At 72.2% G+C, this 20,086-nt stretch carries 14 protein-coding genes, 1 tRNA gene and 1 other RNA gene; 4 read left to right on the top strand and 12 right to left on the bottom strand.

The features are described 5' to 3' along the window. Positions 1 to 209: 209 nt before the first annotated feature. The 7 genes from DEI82_RS11065 to ffs form a co-directional block, all read right to left on the bottom strand. Entirely contained in the window at positions 210 to 1,439 is a 1,230-nt protein-coding gene (locus DEI82_RS11065; RefSeq protein WP_258372042.1) for an Rv2578c family radical SAM protein, read from the bottom strand. Positions 1,440 to 1,484: 45 nt separating this feature from the next. Then, a complete protein-coding gene (locus tag DEI82_RS11070) occupies positions 1,485 to 2,969 on the bottom strand; it encodes a malate:quinone oxidoreductase (protein WP_111036793.1) in 1,485 nt (494 codons plus the stop codon). A gap of 63 nt (positions 2,970 to 3,032) precedes the next feature. Beyond that, positions 3,033 to 4,085: an aspartate-semialdehyde dehydrogenase gene (locus tag DEI82_RS11075; RefSeq protein WP_111036794.1), complete on the bottom strand. Its 1,053-nt coding sequence runs from the start codon at positions 4,083 to 4,085 to the stop codon at positions 3,033 to 3,035. 12 nt (positions 4,086 to 4,097) lie between these two features. After that, the gene (locus DEI82_RS11080) at positions 4,098 to 5,363 is read right to left on the bottom strand and encodes an aspartate kinase (protein WP_111013516.1); all 1,266 of its coding nucleotides are present in this window, start codon (positions 5,361 to 5,363) and stop codon (positions 4,098 to 4,100) included. 135 nt (positions 5,364 to 5,498) lie between these two features. Beyond that, a complete protein-coding gene (gene recR / locus DEI82_RS11085) occupies positions 5,499 to 6,098 on the bottom strand; it encodes a recombination mediator RecR (protein WP_111013517.1) in 600 nt (199 codons plus the stop codon). A gap of 2 nt (positions 6,099 to 6,100) precedes the next feature. After that, positions 6,101 to 8,779 carry a DNA polymerase III subunit gamma and tau gene (locus tag DEI82_RS11090; RefSeq protein WP_111036795.1) on the bottom strand — a complete coding sequence of 893 codons (2,679 nt, stop codon included), beginning with the start codon at positions 8,777 to 8,779 and terminating at the stop codon, positions 6,101 to 6,103. Positions 8,780 to 9,424: 645 nt separating this feature from the next. Beyond that, an RNA gene (gene ffs, locus DEI82_RS11095) (signal recognition particle sRNA small type) lies at positions 9,425 to 9,521 on the bottom strand. A 66-nt stretch (positions 9,522 to 9,587) separates the two neighbouring features. Between ffs and DEI82_RS11100 the strand changes: the two genes are divergently transcribed. Next, on the top strand, positions 9,588 to 10,259 hold the full coding sequence (locus DEI82_RS11100; RefSeq protein ID WP_111036796.1) for an SDR family oxidoreductase: 672 nt from the start codon (positions 9,588 to 9,590) through the stop codon (positions 10,257 to 10,259). Between the two features lie 119 nt (positions 10,260 to 10,378). Here the strand turns inward: DEI82_RS11100 and DEI82_RS11105 are convergent, their stop codons facing one another. After that, positions 10,379 to 11,578 (bottom strand): acetate/propionate family kinase, encoded by a 1,200-nt coding sequence (locus DEI82_RS11105; protein ID WP_111036797.1) that lies wholly within the window; start codon positions 11,576 to 11,578, stop codon positions 10,379 to 10,381. Continuing rightward, positions 11,575 to 13,695, bottom strand: a complete 2,121-nt coding sequence (gene pta / locus DEI82_RS11110; RefSeq protein ID WP_111036798.1) for a phosphate acetyltransferase — start codon at positions 13,693 to 13,695, stop codon at positions 11,575 to 11,577. Before pta ends, DEI82_RS11105 begins: the two co-directional genes overlap by 4 nt. Before the next feature lie 110 nt (positions 13,696 to 13,805). Here pta and DEI82_RS11115 point away from each other — a divergent pair. Continuing rightward, positions 13,806 to 13,893, top strand: a tRNA-Ser gene (locus DEI82_RS11115). 296 nt (positions 13,894 to 14,189) lie between these two features. Further along, the gene (locus DEI82_RS11120) at positions 14,190 to 14,828 is read left to right on the top strand and encodes a hypothetical protein (protein WP_111013522.1); all 639 of its coding nucleotides are present in this window, start codon (positions 14,190 to 14,192) and stop codon (positions 14,826 to 14,828) included. Positions 14,829 to 14,863: 35 nt separating this feature from the next. On the opposite strand, the gene DEI82_RS11125 is transcribed toward DEI82_RS11120, so the two are convergent. Beyond that, positions 14,864 to 16,114, bottom strand: coding sequence for a multidrug effflux MFS transporter (locus DEI82_RS11125; protein ID WP_111009462.1), 1,251 nt, complete (start codon positions 16,112 to 16,114; stop codon positions 14,864 to 14,866). Positions 16,115 to 16,302: 188 nt separating this feature from the next. Here DEI82_RS11125 and DEI82_RS11130 point away from each other — a divergent pair, with 188 nt between their 5' ends. After that, positions 16,303 to 16,872, top strand: a complete 570-nt coding sequence (locus DEI82_RS11130) for a TetR/AcrR family transcriptional regulator (protein WP_111009461.1) — start codon at positions 16,303 to 16,305, stop codon at positions 16,870 to 16,872. A gap of 125 nt (positions 16,873 to 16,997) precedes the next feature. Here DEI82_RS11130 and DEI82_RS11135 read toward each other — a convergent pair whose 3' ends face one another. After that, positions 16,998 to 18,989, bottom strand: coding sequence for a protease pro-enzyme activation domain-containing protein (locus tag DEI82_RS11135; RefSeq protein ID WP_258372043.1), 1,992 nt, complete (start codon positions 18,987 to 18,989; stop codon positions 16,998 to 17,000). A 378-nt stretch (positions 18,990 to 19,367) separates the two neighbouring features. Beyond that, positions 19,368 to 20,021 carry a substrate-binding domain-containing protein gene (locus DEI82_RS11145; RefSeq protein ID WP_146242898.1) on the bottom strand — a complete coding sequence of 218 codons (654 nt, stop codon included), beginning with the start codon at positions 20,019 to 20,021 and terminating at the stop codon, positions 19,368 to 19,370. Between the last annotated feature and the right edge of the window lie 65 nt (positions 20,022 to 20,086).

The following is a 20,086-nucleotide window of genomic DNA, read 5'->3' on the forward strand; positions in this document are numbered from 1 at the left end:
CCGCCCTGGTGCGCCGCGGCCGATTCAACCACCACAGCGCGCGTCGTGTACCCCGAACAGTGGAGTTGGCTCGGGTTGACCTGATTGTAGCGGGCCGTCGCGACCATGGTGTGTCCCCCGAATGCCCGGACCCGAGCCCGAGAGCCGGCCCGCGACGTCGGCGGAGGCAGCGCCCGCGCGACCATGCTCGCCGGGCGTGGATGACGACGTCAGAACAGGGTGACGGCCGACCCTGCGGCGACGTCGAGGTCCCCTCGGGCGCGGCCTGCCGTGGTCGGGGACACGGCGGTCGGCACCGCCGGGGCCCCAACTGCCGGGAGGATCCGGACCGCTGCTGCCGGGGCCACCGGGGCCACCGGGGTCACCGGGGCAGCCGCAGCCGACGCAGCGCCCTGTGCCTCGCCGACCTCGTCACCGAAGGACGCCGCGGCCCGTTTGAGTGGCGAACCGTCGTGGAATCCCATGGAGCCCGTCGCCGGGTCCACTCGCCCCACGGGCAGGCCGTGGTCGGCGAGGATCGGCCGCATCCGCTCCGAGAGCCACCGTCGGTAGTCCCGCGGTGCGTACGCGGCATCGAGGTACATCCGCCGGTAGCGCTCGACGAGGTCCGGGTGGCGTCGTCCGAGCCAGTCCATGAACCACGGCTTGACGCCCGGCTTGAGGTGCAGGGCGGAGAACACCACGCTCGTCGCCCCGGCTGCCGCCGCACGGCCCACCGCATCCATCAGGTGTGCCTTGGTGTCCGTGACGTACGGGAGGATCGGCATGAGGAACACGGAACAGTCGAGTCCGGCGTCGCGCACCGCGCGCACGGTCGCCAAGCGCGCGGCCGTCGAGGGCGTCCCTGGTTCCACCGACTGCTGGAGGTCGTCGTCGTACACGGCGATGGACATGGCGAGGTCCACCGGGACGCGCTCCGCGGCCTCGACGAGGATCGGGATGTCGCGACGGAGCAAGGTGCCCTTCGTCAAGATGCTGAACGGCGTGCCCGAGTCGGCGAGCGCGCGGATGATCCCGGGCATGAGCCGGTATCGCCCCTCGGCACGCTGGTACGGGTCCGTGTTCGTGCCCAGCGCGACGGGATGACGATCCCACGAGGGTCGCGCCAGCTCACGCGTGAGGACCTCGGACACGTTCGTCTTGACCACGATCTGCCGGTCGAAGTCCGCTCCGGCGTCGAACTCGAGGTAGGCGTGGGTGGGGCGGGCGAAGCAGTACACGCAGGCATGACTGCAGCCCCGATAGGGGTTGATCGTCCACCCCCACACGCCGCCGTCGTGGCCGCCGACCCGGTTGAGCGCCGACTTGGCCAGGACCTCGTGGAACGTGACCCCGGCGAACTCCGGCGTCGTCACGCTCCGGACGAACCCGCGGTTCGACGCGAGCCCGGGGAGCATCGCGTCGTCCGAGGCATCGATCGTCTGGCCGTCCCACCGCATGTCCCCATTCGAACACGTGTTCGAACGGAGGTCAAGCGGCAGCGGTCAGCGGTGGAGGTGCAACGTCGCCGCGGTCCGGGTGAGCGTCTCGTCAGCGAGCGCCGGGTCGTCCGACAACCGCTTGCCGTACGTCGGCACCATCCCCCGGATGGCATCCGCCCAGCGGTCCCGGCGGTCGGGGAAGCAGCGCTCGAGCAGCCCGAGCATGATCGGCACCGCGGTCGACGCCCCGGGCGAGGCGCCGAGCAGCCCGGCGATGCTGCCGTCCGCCGAGGTGATGACCTCGGTGCCGAACTGCAGGACACCGCCTCGCTCGCGGTCGGGCTTGATGACCTGGACGCGCTGTCCCGCCGTGATCCGGTGCCAGTCCCCCGGCTGTGCGGACGGCATGAAGTCCCGGAGCGCGGCGAACTTGCGGGACCGGCTCGCGAGCAGCTGCCCGACCAGGTAGCGGACCAGGTCCATGTTCGAGAACGCGACCGACAGCATCGGCCGCAGGTTGTGGAGCCGGATCGACCGGAAGAGATCCGACCAGGAGCCCTGCTTGAGGAACTTCGGGCTGAACCCGGCGTACGGCCCGAACATCAGACTCGCCTGACCGTCGACGATCCGCGTGTCCAAGTGCGGCACCGACATGGGCGGCGCACCGACCGACGCCTTGCCGTAGACCTTGGCGGCGTGCTTGACCACGACCGCCGGGTCGTCGGAGCGGAGGAACTCACCGCTCACGGGGAACCCGCCGTAGCCGCGGATCTCCGGGATGCCGGAGCGCTGGAGGAGCTGGAGCGCGCCACCGCCGGCACCCACGAAGACGAACTTCGCTGCGATGCGGGACCTCGACTGCCCCACCTCGTTCTTGACGAGGAGCTCCCAGGTGCCGTCCTTCCGGCGCGACACGTTCTTCACGACGTGGTTCGACTCGAACTGGACGCCGTCCCGGCGCAGCCCGTCGACGAGCTGACGCGTCAAGGAACCGAAGTCGACGTCGGACCCGGCGGGCGAGTACGTCGCCGCGATGGGCTGCGACCGCTTCCGGCCGGGGATGAGCGCGGGCGCCCACCGGCGGATCTGGCGTGCGTCGTCGCTGTACTCGAGGCCGGCGAAGAGCGGGTGGTCCTTCATCGCCTCGTACCGTGTGCGCATGTAGGACACGTTGTCCTCGCCCCAGACGAAGCTGATGTGCGGCGTCGGGTTGATGAAGGTCTCGGGAGCGGCGAGCGCGCCGGTCTCGACGAGGTGCGCCCAGAACTGCCGCGAGACCTGGAACTGCTCGTTGACGCCGATGGCCTTGCTGATGTCCACGGAACCGTCGGGCAACTCCGGCGTGTAGTTCAGCTCACAGAGTGCCGAGTGCCCGGTTCCCGCGTTGTTCCAGGGGTTGGAGGACTCTTCGGCGACGTCGGCGAGGCGCTCGTAGATCCGGATGGACCAGTCCGGCTCGAGACGGTGGATGAGCGCGCCCAGCGTCGCGCTCATGATGCCACCGCCGATCAGGACGACGTCCAACGGCTGCACTGGCTTCTCTGGCACCCGATGATCCTACCGGCGGCGGTCCGACACCGGCTGCGCCGGCGCCGGGAGGCACGGCCTGGGTCAGGCGACGACCGCGCGGCGGGCGAGCACCGCCTCCGCGATCTGGACCGCGTTGAGCGCGGCACCCTTCCGGAGGTTGTCGTTGCTGACGAAGAGGGCGAGCCCGTGCCCCTCGGGTGCCGAGCGGTCCGTCCGGATCCGCCCGACGAAGCTCGGGTCGGCGCCGGCGGCCTGCAGGGGCGTCGGGACCTCGGACAACTGCACGCCCGGTGCGCCGGCGAGGACCTCCGACGCTCGCTCCGGCGTCAGGGGGCGCGCGAACTCCGCGTTCACCGAGATCGAGTGCCCCGTGAACACCGGGACCCGGACGCAGGTCCCCGCGACGAGCAGGTCGGGCAGCTCGAGGATCTTGCGGCTCTCGTTCCGGAGTTTCTGCTCCTCGTCCGTCTCGCCCCAGCCGTCGTCGACGATGCTGCCCGCGAGGGGGATGACGTCGAAGGCGATCGGCGCGACGTACTTCGTGGGCTCCGGGAAGGTCACGGCGGAGCCGTCGTGCGTGAGGGCCGCGGCGTCCTGCTCGAGCGCCGCCCGGGCCTGCCCGAGCAGTTCCTCCACGCCGGCGAGGCCGCTGCCGGAGACGGCCTGGTACGTCGTCGCGACGAGCCGGCGCAGACCGGCCTCGGCATCGAGCACCTTGAGGACCGGCATGATCGCCATGGTCGTGCAGTTCGGGTTCGCGATGATGCCCTTGCGTGCCTCGTCGATCGCATGCGGGTTGACCTCGCTCACGACGAGCGGGACATCCGGGTCCATCCGCCAGGCGCTCGAGTTGTCGATGACGAGCGCCCCCGCGGCGGCGAAGCGCGGTGCCAGGGTCCGGGATCCCGATGCCCCGGCGGAGAACAGGGCGATGTCGATGCCCGTCGGGTCCGCGGTCGCCGAGTCCTCGACGACGATGTCCTCGCCCCGGAACGGCAACGTCGTGCCTGCGGAGCGGGCGGTGGCGAAGAACCGGACCGTCGTGGCGGGGAAGGCACGGTCCTCCAGTAGACGGCGCATGACGGTGCCGACCTGCCCGGTGGCGCCGACGACGGCGACGGTGAGCTCGCTCATGGTGTCTCCTGTCTACCGGCCGGTGCCGGCGTAGACGACGGCTTCGACGTCGGCGTCGAGACCGAACGCCGAGTGGACGACGCGCATCGCCTCGTTCAGGGTGTCGGCCCGCGTGACGACCGAGATCCGGATCTCGCTCGTCGAGATCATCTCGATGTTGATCGAGGCCTCGTGGAGCGCACGGAACAGCTGCGCCGACACCCCGGCGTTCGTCCGCATGCCAGCACCGACCAGGGCGAGCTTGCCGATCTGGTCGTCGTACTGCACGGTCTCGTAGCCGATGCTCGCCTTCGAGGCCTCGAGCGCGGTGAGGACCCCGGAGCCCTGCGACTTCGGCAGCGTGAAGGAGATGTCGGTGCGGCCGGTCGCCGCGGCGGAAACGTTCTGCACGATCATGTCGATGTTCGCGCCGGCCCGGGCGACGGTCGTGAAGATCTCGGCCGCCTTGCCCGGCTGGTCGGGCACGCCGACCACCGTGATCTTGCCCTCGGAGAGGTCGCCGGCGATGCCGGTGATGATCGGTTCTTCCACGGACTCCCCCTCGGCAGGGTTGTAGACGATGGTGCCCTCGGTGTTGTTGAACGAGGACCGGACGTGCAGGGTGACGCCGTGCCGCCGGGCGTACTCGACGGCGCGGATGTAGAGGACCTTGGCGCCCGCGGCCGCGAGCTCCAGCATCTCCTCGCTCGTGATGCGGTCGATCTTGCGCGCCTTCGGGACGACCCGCGGGTCGGCGCTGAAGATGCCATCGACGTCGGTGTAGATCTCGCACACGTCGGCACCGAGGGCAGCGGCCAGGGCGACGGCGGTCGTGTCGGAGCCACCGCGGCCGAGGGTGGTGATCTCACCCGTCGTGCGGTTGAAGCCCTGGAACCCCGCGACGATCGCCACGTGTCCGGCATCGAGGGCCTCACGGACGCGCTTCGGGGTGACGTCGACGATCCGGGCACGGCCGTGCTGGGCGTCGGTCAGCATGCCCGCCTGGCTGCCGGTGTACGAGCTGGCTTCGACCCCGAGGCTCTTGATCGCCATCGCGAGCAGCGCCATCGAGATCCGCTCGCCCGCGGTGAGGAGCATGTCCAGCTCGCGACCGGACGGCAACGGGGTGACCTGGTTCGCGAGGTCGAGGAGCTCGTCCGTCGTGTCGCCCATCGCGGAGACGGCCACGACGACGTCGTTGCCGGCCTTCTTCGTCTGGACGATCCGCTTGGCCACGCGCTTGATGCTCTCGGCGTCCGCGACGGACGAGCCACCGAACTTCTGCACGATCAATGCCACTGACGAACTCCTGGACTCCCACGGACGCGGTCCGCCGATTCTACCGAGTGTCCTCGGACTGTTGCGTCGCGTGCACGCCGCACGCAGCGACCCCGGGCGGTCGCCGACCGGCGCCCGTCGACCGGGAGGCCCGGGTCAACCGCCCACGAGCCGGCGCCCCTCGAACGCGCGTCCGAGCGTGACCTCGTCGGCGTACTCGAGATCCCCACCGACCGGGAGTCCGGAAGCGAGGCGCGTCGTCCGGACCCCCATCGGCACGAGGAGCCGGCTGAGGTAGGTGGCCGTCGCCTCGCCCTCGAGGTTCGGATCGGTCGCGATGATGACCTCGTCCACGGTGCCGTCCGCGAGCCGCGTCAGCAGACCCTGGATGCGGAGGTCGTCGGGGCCGACGCCGTCGATCGGGCTGATCGCGCCGCCGAGCACGTGGTACAGCCCGCGGAACTCACGGGTCCGCTCGATCGCAGCGACGTCCTTGGCCTCCTCGACCACGCAGATGACCGCGGGCGAGCGGCGGGGATCGCGGCAGATGCTGCAGCGTTCCGTCTCGGTCACGTTCCCGCAGACCTCGCAGAAGCGGACCTTCTCCTTGACCGTCATGAGGAGTTCCGCGAGGCGCGTCGGGTCGAACGACTCGGTCTGCAGGATGTGGAACGCGATCCGCTGCGCGGACTTCGGACCGATCCCCGGCAGACGGCCGAACTCGTCGATGATGTCCTGGACGATGCCGTCGTACATGGTCAGAAGCCTCCGGACCCGCTGCTGTCGAGCGTGGTCTCCTCGATGAACTGGGCCCCGAGGATCTCACGGACGACCGCCTCGCCGTAGCGTCCGGGGACCGGCACACGGGCGGGCCGCTCGGGCGCCGACGGGGCCGTCCGGGCGGGAGCTGGGGTGCCGCCCCCGCGAGGTGCGGACGCCGACGGTGCTCGTCCTCCGGTGGGTACGGGCCCCGCGGCGGATCGACCCGACGGGCCCGGGTCCGGGAACGGCGCTCCGTCGTCGTAGGGCTCGTCGTCGAGGGGGTAGTCGTCGACCGGCACGTCGCTCGGTCCGCCTGCGACGGCCGGGGTGCTGGCCGGACCACGGACGGCACCGGCAGCGGGCGCGCTCGTCGGGGCATCCGCGGGCGCACCGCCCGTCCGTCCGGCCGGCGCGACGGCGGCCGGTGCCATGCCGTCCGGGCTCGACGCCACCCCGAAGGGCGCGGCCCACGACGGCTCGACGTCGTCCGGGACGGCATCTGCAGTGGGATCGGACGCCGGGATCGTCGCGACCACCCAGTCGGTGACCGGGCCGGTGGGAGCGGGGGCCGGCGCGGCTGCGGATGCTCGGGACGGAGCAGGCGCGGCTGCTGGCGCCGATCCCCCGGCTGAGGCCGGCACCTGTGCGCTGCTCTGCTCGGAGGATCCGCGAGCGCCGTCACGCGTCGGCGCCGCCGGTGCGGACTCAGGCGCCGACTGGCGCTCGGGTGTCGGCTGACGCTCGGGCGCCGACTGGCGCTCGCGCGCCGACTGGCGCTCGGGTGTCGCCTGACGCTCCGGCACCGCCTGACGCTCCGGCACCGCCTGACGCTCCGGCACCGACTGGCGCTCGGGTGTCGCCTGACGCTCCGGCACCGCCTGACGCTCGGGTGCGGGCCGTCCCGCGTCCGGGTTCGACCCAGCGGGTGCCGGCCCGCGAGCGACGAACTTCACACGGACGCCGAGGACATCGAGGATGGCGGCCCGGAGGTACTCGCTGACGCTGTCCTTCGGGTCGGTCATCTGCTTGAACGACGCGACGTCCTGCTGACTCGGGAACGTCAGTGTGAGGACGTCGTCCGTGAAGGCGGTCACCTGCGCGGTCACGACGACCATCCAGGCGGACCGTCGAGCGCGCTGCACGTGCTCGACGACCTGCGGCCAGCTGTCCCGCACCTGTTGCACGCCCAGCTCGCCGACGGCCCGGACCGCCGGCGAGGCCGCGAGCGCCGCGCCGACACCGGTCGACGAGGGCGAGCCCGCACCCGAGGGCGCGCTGCCGGTCGTGGGGACGACCTCGACCGCGCCGGGGACCGCGCGCTGCTCGTCATCGTCGGCCCGTTCGGTCCCGGACGCGCTGGCCGGGGCAGCAGCAGCGGTGGCACGGGTCGAAGCCGGGGTCGGCGCGGCCGTCGTCGGCGCGGCCTGCGCCGGCGCCGGCGCGGGTGCGGCAGCCGGTGCGCTTGACGTGACGACAGCGACGGGCGCAGAACCGGTCGTGCCCCCGGCGTCACCGACGCCGACGCGACGCTCGAGGCGCTCGACGCGCGCCAGGGCGCCCCGCTGGCTGTCATCGCTCTCCGGCACGAGCATCCGCGCCACCATGAGTTCGAGGTGCAGGCGGGGCGACGTCGCGCCGGTCATCTCGGTGAGCGCACGGTTCGCGATGTCGGCCGCGCGCGAGAGCCCGACCGCGCCGAAGACGGCCGCCTGCCGCGTCATCGTCTCGAGTTCCTCGGGCGAGACTCCGCGCAACACGCCCGCAGCGCCCTCGTTGGTGGCGGCGACGACGATGAGGTCGCGGAGCCGTTCGAGCAGGTCCTCGACGAAGCGACGCGGATCCTGACCTGTCTGCACGACGCGGTCGACGGCCGAGAACGCCGAGGCCGGATCCGCCACGGCGAGCGCGTCCACGACGTCGTCGAGCAGGGCGGCATCGGTGTACCCGAGGAGTGCGACCGCGCGGTCGTAGGCGATCGTGCGGTCCTCGCTCCCGGCCATCAGCTGGTCGAGGAGCGACAGGGTGTCCCGAACCGATCCCCCGCCGGCCCGGACCACGAGCGGCAGGACACCGGGCGCCACCGACACGGACTCCTGCGCGCACAGCTGCTCGACGTACTCGAGCATGGACGCCGGCGGCACGAGCCGGAACGGGTAGTGGTGGGTCCGCGAGCGGATGGTCCCGATGACCTTCTCGGGCTCGGTCGTCGCGAAGATGAACTTGACGTGCTCCGGTGGTTCCTCCACCAACTTGAGGAGTGCGTTGAACCCCTGCGGCGTGACCATGTGGGCCTCATCGAGGATGAAGATCTTGTAGCGGTCGCGTGCCGGGGCGAACACGGCGCGGTCGCGGAGGTCGCGTGCGTCGTCCACGCCGTTGTGGCTGGCTGCGTCGATCTCGATGACGTCGAGCGACCCGCCGCCGTCCCGCGCCAGCTCCACACAGCTCGGGCACACTCCGCATGGCGTGTCCGTCGGGCCCTGAGCGCAGTTGAGACACCGCGCGAGGATCCGTGCCGACGTGGTCTTGCCACAACCCCTCGGTCCGCTGAAGAGGTAGGCGTGGTTGACGCGGTCTGCCCGGAGTGCTGTCCGCAGCGGATCGGTCACCTGCGACTGGCCGATGAGTTCGGCGAAGTTCTCGGGCCGGTAACGGCGATACAAGGCGGTGACCACGCCACCAGGGTAATCGGCGCCGCCGACACCGGGGGTCGCTCTCCACAGACCCCGGCGATGTCCGCTCGTGGTCCCGGCGCTCGCTGGCCAACCTGGACGTCGACCCAGAAAGGGCGTACCGATCAGTCCGTGGAGCGGTATCGTCCACGTACGGCCACGGCGCGACCGACCATCGCAGGACCATCCGTGGCGGATCAGGATCAGGAGTCGAGCTCATGAACGAGCGGTTGACGCTGTCGTGCACGCTGCGCCGGACGATCGTCCGGACCACCGTGGCGCAGACGGCTGGCCGGGCTCGGAACGGCACCACGACGAGCGCCTGATCGCGGGCTCCGGGAGCCTCGGCCCCCGGAAGCCGGGGCGCGTCGGTGTTCGGGTCATCGCCGCCCCGGCCCCTCGGAGCGGCGGACGACGATGTTCGGGTCATCCTCGTCCGCCGCTCCCTCATGCGTGTCAGGGCCGCGTCCGCGCCGCTGCCCAGCGGCCGCAACTGATCCGACGGACGCGCACCGCGGACCGGACTCGGGGAACGGGGGGTCGGTGCCGGCCGTGGCGGTCCGCGCCGGACGCCGGACAGCGCCACCGGTCCCCTGCAGCGGCCTCCGAGCAACCGTGATCGACCGGTTCCAGCGGGCGGCGGAGGAACGAGAAGACTCCCCACGTACCCGCCAGAGCCCGGTTGCCCTTGCTGCGTTTCCGCCCTGGGGGAGTTGGCCTGGATGGCGTCACGTGAGGAGCCGCCGACAGTCTAGCGGACGCCTCGCCCGTTCATCGACGCGCACTCAGCCGCGGGCGGTTCAGTGGAGGCATGAAGATCGTCATCGCCGGAGGACACGGCAAGATCGCCCTGCTGCTCGAACGGCTCATCACGCAGGCGGGACACGACGCGGTCGGGATCGTCCGCAACCCGGCGCATGTCGCCGACGTCGAGGCCACCGGCGCGACCGCGATCGTCCGGGATCTCGAGCAGATGGACGAGGACGACCTGGCGGTGGACCTCGAGCAGGCCGACGCCGTCGTGTTCGCGGCGGGCGCCGGACCGAACAGCGGTGCCGAACGCAAGTTCGCGGTCGACCGCGACGCCGCGATCCTGCTCGCCGACGCCGCCTCGCGGGTCTCGGTGCCGCGGTACGTGCTCATCTCGGCCATGGGCGCCGACTCGTACGACCCGGCCACGGCGGTCCTGCCGGCCGCGGACGACCGCGCGGTGTTCCAGGTCTACCTGCGAGCGAAGGCGGAGGCGGACGCGAACATCCGCGCACGCGGGTTCCAGTGGACGATCGTGCGTCCCGGAGGTCTCCTCGACACCCCGGGCCAGGGCACCGTCCGCGCCGGCACCGAGGTGCCCCGTGGTTCCGTCTCGCGGGCCGACGTCGCGGCGGTCGTCCTGGAGGCCCTGCTCGCGGGTGCCGCGATCGGTCGCCAGTTCGAGCTCACGTCGGGCGACGTGCCGATCCACGAAGCGCTCGCGGCGCTCTGAGGCGGCGGCGCGCCACGGCCCGCATCAGCCCGGGCGGCAGCAGCGGCGCGCGCTGGAAATCATGGGGACGCGCCGGCGGCGCCACGACGCTGACGCGGACGCCGGGCGAGCCCGGCAGATCAGTGCAGTGCCACAGCGGCGGACTGCCGCGCGATCTCCAGCTCCTCGTTCGTCGGGATCACGAGCACCGCGACCCGGGAGCGGTCGGTCGAGATCCGCCGCGCACGGCTGGAGTGCAGGTCGTTGCGGTCGTGGTCGACCTCGATCCCCAGGTGCTCGAGCCCGGCGAGGACCCGGCGCCGCAGGAGCGCGTTGTTCTCGCCCACACCCGCCGTGAACACGACGGCGTCGAGGCCGCCGAGCTGGGCGGTGTACGCGCCGACGTACCGGCGGATCCGGTGCCGGTAGACGGCGAGCGCCGCCTCCGCCCGGTCGTCGCCCTCGGACGCGTCGCTCTGGACGTCCCGCATGTCCCCGTTCCCGGTGAGTCCGAGCAGGCCCGACTGCTTGTTGAGCATGGTGTCGAGGTCCTCGAAGGACATGCCTGCCTCGCGGTGCAGGTGGATGAGGATCGCGGGGTCGAGGTCGCCCGAGCGGGTCCCCATGACGAGCCCCTCGAGCGGCGTCAGGCCCATCGACGTCTCGATGCTGCGCCCTCCGTCGATCGCGGCGGCGGACGCCCCGTTGCCGAGGTGCAGGACGATCGTCTTGAGCTGCTCGAGCGGGCGGCCGAGGAACACCGCGGTCTGCTCGGACACGTACTTGTGGCTCGTCCCGTGCGCGCCGTACCGCCGGATCGCGTAGCGCTGGGCGAGGTCCGCCGGGATCGCGTACGTGTAGGCCTCCGGCGGCATGGTCTGGTGGAACGCGGTGTCGAAGACGGCGACCTGCGACACGTCCGCGAACACGTGCTGTGCGGCCCGGATCCCCTCGAGGTTGGCCGGGTTGTGCAGCGGTGCGAGGGCGGACAGGGCGTCGATCCGCGCTTCGACCTCGGGCGTGATGACGGTGGCGCGGTCGAAGTCGGTGCCGCCGTGGACGACCCGGTGGCCGACGACGGCGGGCGGCTCGTCGTCGAACGAGGGTCCGACGGCGGCGAAAGCGTCGAGCATCGCGCGGAACCCGGCGGCGTGGTCCGGCACGTGGGCGTCGTCGTTCGAGGTGGACTTGCCGGTCAGGGCGTTCGTGTGCTTGGTGGCGCCGGAGGACTCCCCGATGCGCTCGACCAGCCCGGACGCGAGCATGCGCTCCCCCTCGAGCTCGATGAGCTGGTACTTGAAGGAGCTCGATCCGGAGTTGACGACGAGTGCTGTGGTCACGATGCCTGCTTCCTGGGTTCGGCGCTGGTCCCGGCCTGGATGGCGGTGATCGCGACGGTGTTGACGATGTCCCCGACGAGTGCGCCGCGCGACAGGTCGTTGATCGGCTTGCGCAGCCCCTGCAGGACGGGCCCGATCGCGACCGCGCCGGCGGACCGCTGCACGGCCTTGTACGTGTTGTTGCCGGTGTTGAGGTCCGGGAAGATGAACACCGTCGCGCGGCCGGCGACCGGCGAGTCCGGCATCTTGGCGCGGGCGACGGTGGGGTCGGCGGCGGCGTCGTACTGGATCGGGCCCTCGACGAGCAGCTCGGGGTGCCGTTCGCGGACGAACGCGGTGGCGGCCCGCACCTTGTCGACGTCCGCCCCGGATCCGCTGTCCCCGGTCGAGTAGCTGAGCATGGCGACGCGCGGTTCGATGCCGAACTGCGCCGCGGTTGCCGCGCTGGACGTCGCGATGTCCGCGAGCTGTTCGCTGGTCGGGTCCGGCACCACGGCGCAGTCGCCGTACACGAGGACGCGGTCGGCGAGCGCCATGAGGAACACGCTCGACACGATCGACACGTCGGGCCGGGTCTTGATGATCTCGAACGCGGGGCGGATCGTGTGCGCGGTGGTGTGCCGGGCTCCGGACACCATGCCGTCGGCGAGGCCGAGGTGCACCATGAGCGTGCCGAAGTAGGACACGTCCGTCACCCGGTCGCGCGCCAGCTCGACGGTCATGCCCTTGTGTGCGCGGACACGGGCGTACTCCTCGGCGAACCGTTCACGGAGCGGTTCGGCGGAGGGGTCGACCACGTCGGCGGCGTCGAGGTCGAGCCCGAGCTCGGCCGCGCGGGTGCGGACCGCCGTCGGGTCCCCGAGGATCGTGAGGTCGCAGACGTCGCGCTGCAGGAGCGTCGACGCGGCCCGGAGGATCCGGTCGTCGTCCCCCTCGGGCAGGACGATGCGCTTCCGGAGCTCCCGAGCGCGGTCGATCAGACCGTGCTCGAACATGAGCGGCGTCACGACGGACGACGGTCCGACCTCGAGCCGGGCGAGGAGTTCGTCCGCGTCGACGTGCCGCTCGAACAGCGACAGGGCGAGGTCGGTCTTGCGCGGCGAGTCCGCCGCGAGGCGCCCCCGGGTCTGCGTGATCCGCAGCGCCGTGTCGTAGGTGCCGAGCCCGTTGCGGGCGATGGGCAGGGTGCTCGACAGACCCTCGAGGAGGCGCTGGATCTGCGGCGACGTCTCGAACCCGCCGTTGAGGACGACCCCGGCGAGCGAGGGGAACGTCTCCGAGTCGTTCGCGAGCAGCGTCGCGATGAGGACGTCGGTGCGGTCGCCCGGGACGACGACGATCCCGCCCTCGATGAGCCGGGGCAGGACGTTCTCCATGCTCATGGCGGCGACCACCGTGCCGAGGGCCTCGCGGTCGAGCAGGGCCTCGTCACCGCTGACCAGGGTGGCGTCCGTCGCGGCGAGCACGGCACGTACCGTCGGGGCGACGAGCACGGCGTCCTCGGGGATCGCCCAGACCGGCGTGCCCGGGTGCTCTGTCGCGATCGCACTGCGGATGCCGGCGACGACCTCGTCGATGCGCTCCGGCGCGGTGCGGTTCGCGACGACCCCGAGCAACGACGCGTGGGCGGCGCGGAGTTCGCTCGTGGTCAACTCCGCGATCTGTCGGACGTCGTCGCCGGTCCGGGCGCCGCGCTCGGAGCTGCTCCGCCCGCCGAGCACGAGGAGGACCGGTGCGCCGAGGTTCGCCGCGATGCGCGCGTTGTACGACAGCTCGGTCGGGCTGCCGACGTCGGTGTAGTCGGAACCGACGACGACGACCGCGTCGCACTGCCGCTCGACGAGCGCGAACCGGTTCACGATGGTGGCGAGCGCCCCGTCGGGGTCCGCGTGGACGTCCTCGTAGGTCACCCCCACGGCGTCGTCGTAGTCGATGCCCGCCGATGTGTGCTGGAGCAGCAGCTCGAGGACGTAATCCCGCTCGGCGGTCGACCGCGCCACGGGCCGGAAGACGCCGACCCGGCCGACGGTCCGCGCGAGGGTCTCGAGCACCCCGAGGGCCACGGTGCTCTTGCCGGTGTGCCCTTCTGCTGACGTGATGTAGATGCGGGTCGACACCTCCCCAGGATAGGACCGGGGGCCGGGTGCCGCCCCAGGGCGCGGTGCCGCGGTCGTCGGCCCGCCTCCGGACCTGTACCATGGGGTGTCGTCGCCACAGGGCGACGCCCGGAGGATTCGCCTAGTGGCCTATGGCGCACGCTTGGAAAGCGTGTTGGGTGCGAGCCCTCGGGGGTTCGAATCCCCCATCCTCCGCCACGATCGACCGTCGATTCCCGTCCGTTTCCCCTCGCGTGGCGCGCCCGGGAGGCCCGTCACCGCCCGCACCGGAGCTCCGGGTCCCCCACCTGCCGGACCCGGTCGAACCCCACGTCGCGGGGATCCGCAGATCACCCCCACAACGCTGGGACGGCGCGGGGGTCAGGCCCTAGGCTGACGCTCGCAGGCCGCTCCGTCACCGGTGACGGCCGAGATCCGGCAGCGGCAGGGGCGTCGCGTCGGACCACCGGGACGGCTCCCGGTGGCCGCCGGACCGTGAGGGGCGAGGAGCATCCGTGGGGGAGACGACGGCACGCGTCAGGGCGACGCCGGGGAGGGCGCACCTCGTGGTGCGGCCGAGCGGGGCGTTCCTGCGGAGCACCGCATTGAGCATCCTGTTCTCCGCGGTGCCACTCGCGGTCGCGCTCGTGTGGGTGTCGTTCCCGCTCGGGTTCGTCGCGCCGGTGGGCACCGTCGCGGTCGTCGCGGCGGTGCTGACCTCGCTGCTCGTGGTCCGGTTCCGCACGGTGTACGCCGGCGTCGGCTCGCACCACGTCGAGATGCGCGGGCTGCTCGGACCACGCGTCGTGCTCGACCGTGCGCACGTGCACCGGGTCGTGCTCGCGACGACGTTCGGTCCGTCCGTGGACCGCACGACCCGCCAGCTCGTCGCGCTGACCGAGTCCGGGCATCCGCTCTTCCGGATGCGGGGCGTGCTGTGGGACGACACGGCGCTCGGGCACCTCGCCGAGGCACTGGACGCACGGGTCACGGAGCTCACCAAGCCCATGCCGCTGCGGGAGTTCCACCGCCTGTACCCGCAGAGTCGCGCTTGGTACGAGCGGCCGATGGCGATCCTCGCGATCGCGGTCGGGGTCGGGTCGCTCGTCGTCCTGGCGCTCGTCGCGGAGACCGCGGGACGCATCGCTCACTGACGTCGGGCCGCACCCTCGGCGGTGCGGATCCGGGGTCAGTGCGACAGCGCCGGCACCGTGCGCGGCCGGACCACGAACCAGAGCACGAACACGGCCACGACGGCGGTGGCGGCCATGACCTCGGCCATGGGCACGGCGGAGCCGATGCCGAGCAGGCCGACGACCGGCGAGATGATGCCGGCCACGCCGAAGTTCATCGCGCCGAGCAGTGACGCCGCCGTCGCGGCCTCCTTGCCGTGGGCTGCGAGCCCGAGCACCTGGATCTGCGGGAACGAGAACCCACACGCACAGATGAAGAACCACAGGGGCACGAACACGCCCGCGCGCCCCACCCCGACGGAGTCGAACACGGCGATGGCGACGGCGCTGACGAGCAGGACGGCGGTGGAGCAGGCGAGGATCCACTGCGGGCCGACGCGCCGTGCGAGGCGCGACGACACCTGCACGCCGATCACGACGCCCAACGAGTTGACCGCGAACAGGACGCCGTACTGCTGGGTGCTGAGGCCGTACACCTGCTGGAACAGGAACGGCGACGCCGACAGGTACGAGAACAGGCCGCTGAACACCATCGCTCCGATGAGCGCGACGCCGACGAACACCCGGTCCGAGAACAGTGCGCGGTACCGGTCCCGTACCGACGCGTGTCCGACGTCGTGGCGGCGCTCGCGCGGGAGCGTCTCGACGATGAGGCTGATCATCGCGATGATCACCACCGCCCCGTAGCAGGCCAGGAACACGAACACCCCACGCCAGTCGACGACGCGCAGCATCTGCGAGCCGATGAGCGGGGCCAGGATCGGGGCGAGCCCGTTCACCATCGCCAACCGGGACAGCATGCGCACGAGCGGGATGCCCCCGAAGAGGTCGCGCACCATGGCCATGGCCACGACGACGCCCGCCGCGGCGCCCATCCCCTGGAGGAACCGGAGCACGGCCAACGTCTCGAGGTTCGGCGCGAGGGACGCGGCCACCGAGGCCACGATGTGGAGGGACGTGGCGAGGATGAGCGGGAGCCGCCGCCCGACGCGGTCGCTCCACGGCCCGACGAGGAGCTGGCCGACGGCGAAGCCGACCGTCGTGGCGGTGAGCGTGAGCTGCACCGCTCCGGCGCTGATGTCGAAGGCACGCTCGAGCGACGGGAACGCGGGCAGGTAGAGGTCGATCGTGAACGGCCCGAGCGCCGTGAGCGCGCCGAGGACGACCACGTAGACGAGGCGCTGGGAGCGACGCAGAGCGTCGCCGGGGTGGACGACGGTCAGGGCGCCGGTGGCAGGGGCGGTCACGGGGAGGAGGGCCTTCCGGGGTGAGGGGTGGTCGCCGGTCGAATCGATTCGGGTCCGGGACCAATGCTACGGGTCCGCATCGGCCCGCGCACGGCGGGCCGCGCTTCTGCGTGCATCGGCGCCGCCCGTGCGCGAACCGGCCCCGCGACCCGCCCTCCTGGTAGCGTCGGGGCGTCCACAGAGGGGTGATGACCATGGTCGACGCGCGGATCCTGCACACCACGGCGGCGCTGCGTGGGGCCATCCTCGGGCTCGCAGCCGACCGGCCGGTGTCGGCCATCACCGTCGCGGACGTCACGCGCGCCGCGGGCATCAACCGCGCGACCTTCTACTCCCACGCGGTCTCCCCCGGCTCGCTCCTCGCCGACGTCCTGACGCCCGAGCTCGACAGCATCCGCGACGAGGACGCCGCGCTCCGCGAGGTCCCGGGCGCCGACCCGAGCACGATCACCCGCAGGGGCATCAGCGCCGTCGTCGAGCACATCGTCGCGCACCGCGAGATCTACCGGTGGGCACTCCCCGACCCGAACGACGCCTCGCTGCATCGGCTGCTCGCCGAGCACTTCCGGGTGTCGTGCGTCGCGCACATCGCCGGCATGGCGCCCGAGGACCGGCCCGAGGTCCTCCACGACGTCGCCGCGGGGTTCGTCGCACAGGGGTTCGTCGGCGCGATCACCGTCTGGGTCGCCGGTCCGCGGCGGTCACGCAAGGCGCTCGTCGACACGATCACCGCGTCCCTCCCCGCCTGGTGGCGCTGACCCCGCCAGGCCCGCGGGTCGCCTGACGGGGCGCTCCGGGCCTCCCGGCCGGAACGGCGAGACGCCGGGCCCCTCGTGGGGACCCGGCGTCTCGTGCACCCGCGGCGGTGCGTCGGACCGGTCGACTAGACCTTCGCCTTCGCGAGCGCGGTGAGCAGGTCGAACGACACCGAGCCGAGGCCGGTGACGTCGTCGTAGCCGCGCGCGGTCGTGAGCGACGTGTCCGTGTTGAGCGTGACCAGGTAGCTGTTCCCGCTCGTGGCACTCGTGTACGCCAGCGCGATCGGCGAGGCTGGCGGGGTCACGTCGTTGAACAGCGACGGGGCCACGCGGTCGACCGCGTAGAGCGTCGGGTTCGCGAACCCGATCCGCGAGTGGGTCGTCTGCTGGACGAGCGCCATCAGGGCCGCCGTGATCGGCGACGCGAGCGAGGTCCCACCGTAGGTCTCGGTCTCGTAGGCCGCCGCGGCGAGCGTGCTGTCGTCCTTGATCGGGCGGATGCCGATCGAGAACCCGGTGTACGGGTCGGCCAGCGCCCCGAGGTCCGGCGAGACGCGCTTGCCGTTCGCGAGACCGGCGGGGACGATGCCCTTCTGGTAGCTCGGCTGGGCGAAGTACGTGCTCGCACCGCCACCCGCGCCGCCACCGAACAGGTTGCCGGGCAGCGGTGCCGCGTAGGAGTCCGTGCCGTTCGTCGACACGATCTTGTCGAGCGTGTCCCCCCAGCCGGTCTCGTAGGCCTTGCGACCCGCCGCGTCGATGCCGAGGCTCGTCCCGCCGACCGCCGTGACCCACGGGGACGAGGCCGGGAAGTCCGGCTCGGGCTGCCCGAGGGCCGCCGTCTCGTCGCCGTTGTCACCGCTCGAGAAGTACAGGCCGATGCCCTCGCCGGCGGCCTGCAGCTGGATGTTCTCCTCGCCCTGCAGGGTCGACAGCGGGACGTCCTCGCCGGTGTTGCCGTAGCTGTTGCTGACGATGTCGGCCAGGCCGCCGTCGAGGATCCGGGACATCGCGATGTCCAGGCCCCCGCCGCAGTTCGTGCCACCGACGTACAGGATCGACGCCGCGGGCGCGACCGCGTGCACGGACTCGACGTCGAGCGTCTCCTCGCCCTGCCAGCCGCTCGGCTCCGCGCAGGCCTCCTGGTCGGTGAACTGCGACACCGACGGGATCTTCTGCGAGAACGTGCTGCTCGTCAGCTGGGGCTCACCGTGGCTGGCCGAGTAGGTGTTCGTGTCGTGGATGATCGTCGGCGACGCGTACGCGTCGATGATCGCGACGGTCTGCCCCTGGCCCTGGACGCCCCGTGCCTCGAGCGCCGAGACACCGTAGGCGGACCGCAGCTGCGACGGGATGTAGCCGCAGTTGAAGGTGTCGACGGTGGTCGTGCCGTACGCGGCCGGGACGGTCGCGGTGTGCTGCCCGGTGTAGGCCGAGCACTGCGCGTTCACCGCGGCCGGCGCCGTGGTCGACTGAGCGAACACGTGCGACGGTGTGGTGGCGGCGGGCGTCTGCCCCTGGCCGACGATCTCGGGACGCGTGGTGAACCGGCCCTGGTCGACGCTGACACCGGAGACCTTCGCCGCGATCGCGGTCGGCAGGGACGGCGTGGAGGACGGCGCGACGAGCGAGCGACCGTCGTGGCGGTACTCGTGGAGCGTCGTGCCCATGACGCTCTGGACCGTGGCAGCGGGACCGCGGAAGACCACGTACTGGTGGCTCGCGGGGACGCCCGAGATCGTCAGGCCCTGCGCGCGCAGGTAGCTCGTCACCTGGTCGACGTCGGCCTTGGTGGGCGCGTACTTCGCGATCCACGCGGCCGGCGACAGCGGCGTGCGGTACTGCGGGTTGCCGGGCGTCGACACCGCCGTGGCGAGGGCGGTCGCCCCGGCCAGGTCGCGGAGCGGCAGGTAGACCTCGCCCTCCACGCTCGTGTCGGCGGCGACGGTCCCGCTGTCGTTCGCGTGGGTCGCCCACGACGGGACGGAGTTGCCCAGCGGCGCACGGGTGGCCGCGTTGGCGGGGGCCGCGGCGAGGAGCGAGGTGCCGGCGACGCACGCCGCGGCGATGACACCGACGAGGACTCGTCGATGAGGGGTGAGTTTGGGAGTTGGCACTACTGTCCTCTCTGACCGTTGTCCAGGAGACCCAGGGAGCTCCAGGAGATTCGTGTGCTGACCCTAATCTGGGGGGTCCCCGGCAGGACAGTCAGCACATCGCGGGACGGTCGCCGTGCCCCGGGCGTGGTCCGGACCCTGAGCGGACGCACAGCGCCGCGCCGCGCGGAGGCAGGCGACGATGCGATCGGTGGGCAGCACGGCTGGGAGGACGCCCAGAGCGATCCGGGCCCCTGCCAGCTGCCGCCAGCTGCCGCCAGCCGCCAGCCGCCAGCCGCCAGCCGCCAGCCACCAGCCACCAGCCACCAGCCACCAGCCACCAGCCACCAGCCGGAGCGTGCCACGGATGCCCGTCGCCGGACGACGGTCCGACGGCGCTCACTCCCCGGACGGGCGGCGTCCCTCCTGGAGCCGGTCGGTGAGCCGGACCACTCGGCGGACGAGGTCGGCATCGCTGCTCCCCACCGGGAGCCGGAAGTCCGAGACGACCGGCCGTGACGCGCCCCCCTTCCGCAGGGGTTCCCCGATCGCGACCACCACCGCGCCCGCGTCCTGCGCGCGCTGGACCGCCGCGGCCAACGCCGTCGGGTCGACCGCTTCGACCACGACCACCTTCGCCCCGGCCATCGCCGCGGCGACGATCGCCGCGGACTGCGCGTCCGGACGGGAGGCGATGCGCACGTCCGGCACGTAGCCGGATGCAGTGAGCGCGGATCGGAAGGCCCCGTCGAGTCCGGGCGTGGGTGTGGCGATCGCGCCGGGCTGCGTCGCGCCGGGGGTCGCGTCGGCGGTCGCGTCGGCGGTCGCGTCGGCCCTGGCTCCGCGCGTGCCGCTGGAGGATGCGCCCGCCGGCACCACGACGGCGACGCGCGCGTGCTCGTCGAACCCGCCGTCGGCTCCCGTGAGGTCCGTGCTCCGCACCGGCGTCGGGGTCGTACCGTCCTCCGCCGCGCAGGCGGCCGGCCCGACCGCGACCACCGCGGCGAGGATGACGCACCGGGTCACCACGGCCACCGTCCTGCCCCGCCGCATCACGTCCTCCCTGGTCGCCCGGCGCCCCACGCTACACACGGCGGAACGGCCGGCACCGCCGCGTC

This window comes from Curtobacterium sp. MCBD17_019 (assembly GCF_003234555.1).
Lineage (GTDB): Bacteria > Actinomycetota > Actinomycetes > Actinomycetales > Microbacteriaceae > Curtobacterium.

Bases quoted from the DNA above. Each gene is read 5' to 3' on its own strand.
- DEI82_RS11075 (WP_111036794.1), bottom strand. From the start codon at position 4,085: ATGAGCGAGCTCACCGTCGCCGTCGTCGGCGCCACCGGGCAGGTCGGC.
- recR (WP_111013517.1), bottom strand. From the start codon at position 6,098: ATGTACGACGGCATCGTCCAGGACATCATCGACGAGTTCGGCCGTCTG.
- DEI82_RS11130 (WP_111009461.1), top strand. From the start codon at position 16,303: ATGACCATGGTCGACGCGCGGATCCTGCACACCACGGCGGCGCTGCGT.
- DEI82_RS11065 (WP_258372042.1), bottom strand. From the start codon at position 1,439: ATGCGGTGGGACGGCCAGACGATCGATGCCTCGGACGACGCGATGCTC.
- DEI82_RS11100 (WP_111036796.1), top strand. From the start codon at position 9,588: ATGAAGATCGTCATCGCCGGAGGACACGGCAAGATCGCCCTGCTGCTC.
- DEI82_RS11145 (WP_146242898.1), bottom strand. From the start codon at position 20,021: ATGCGGCGGGGCAGGACGGTGGCCGTGGTGACCCGGTGCGTCATCCTC.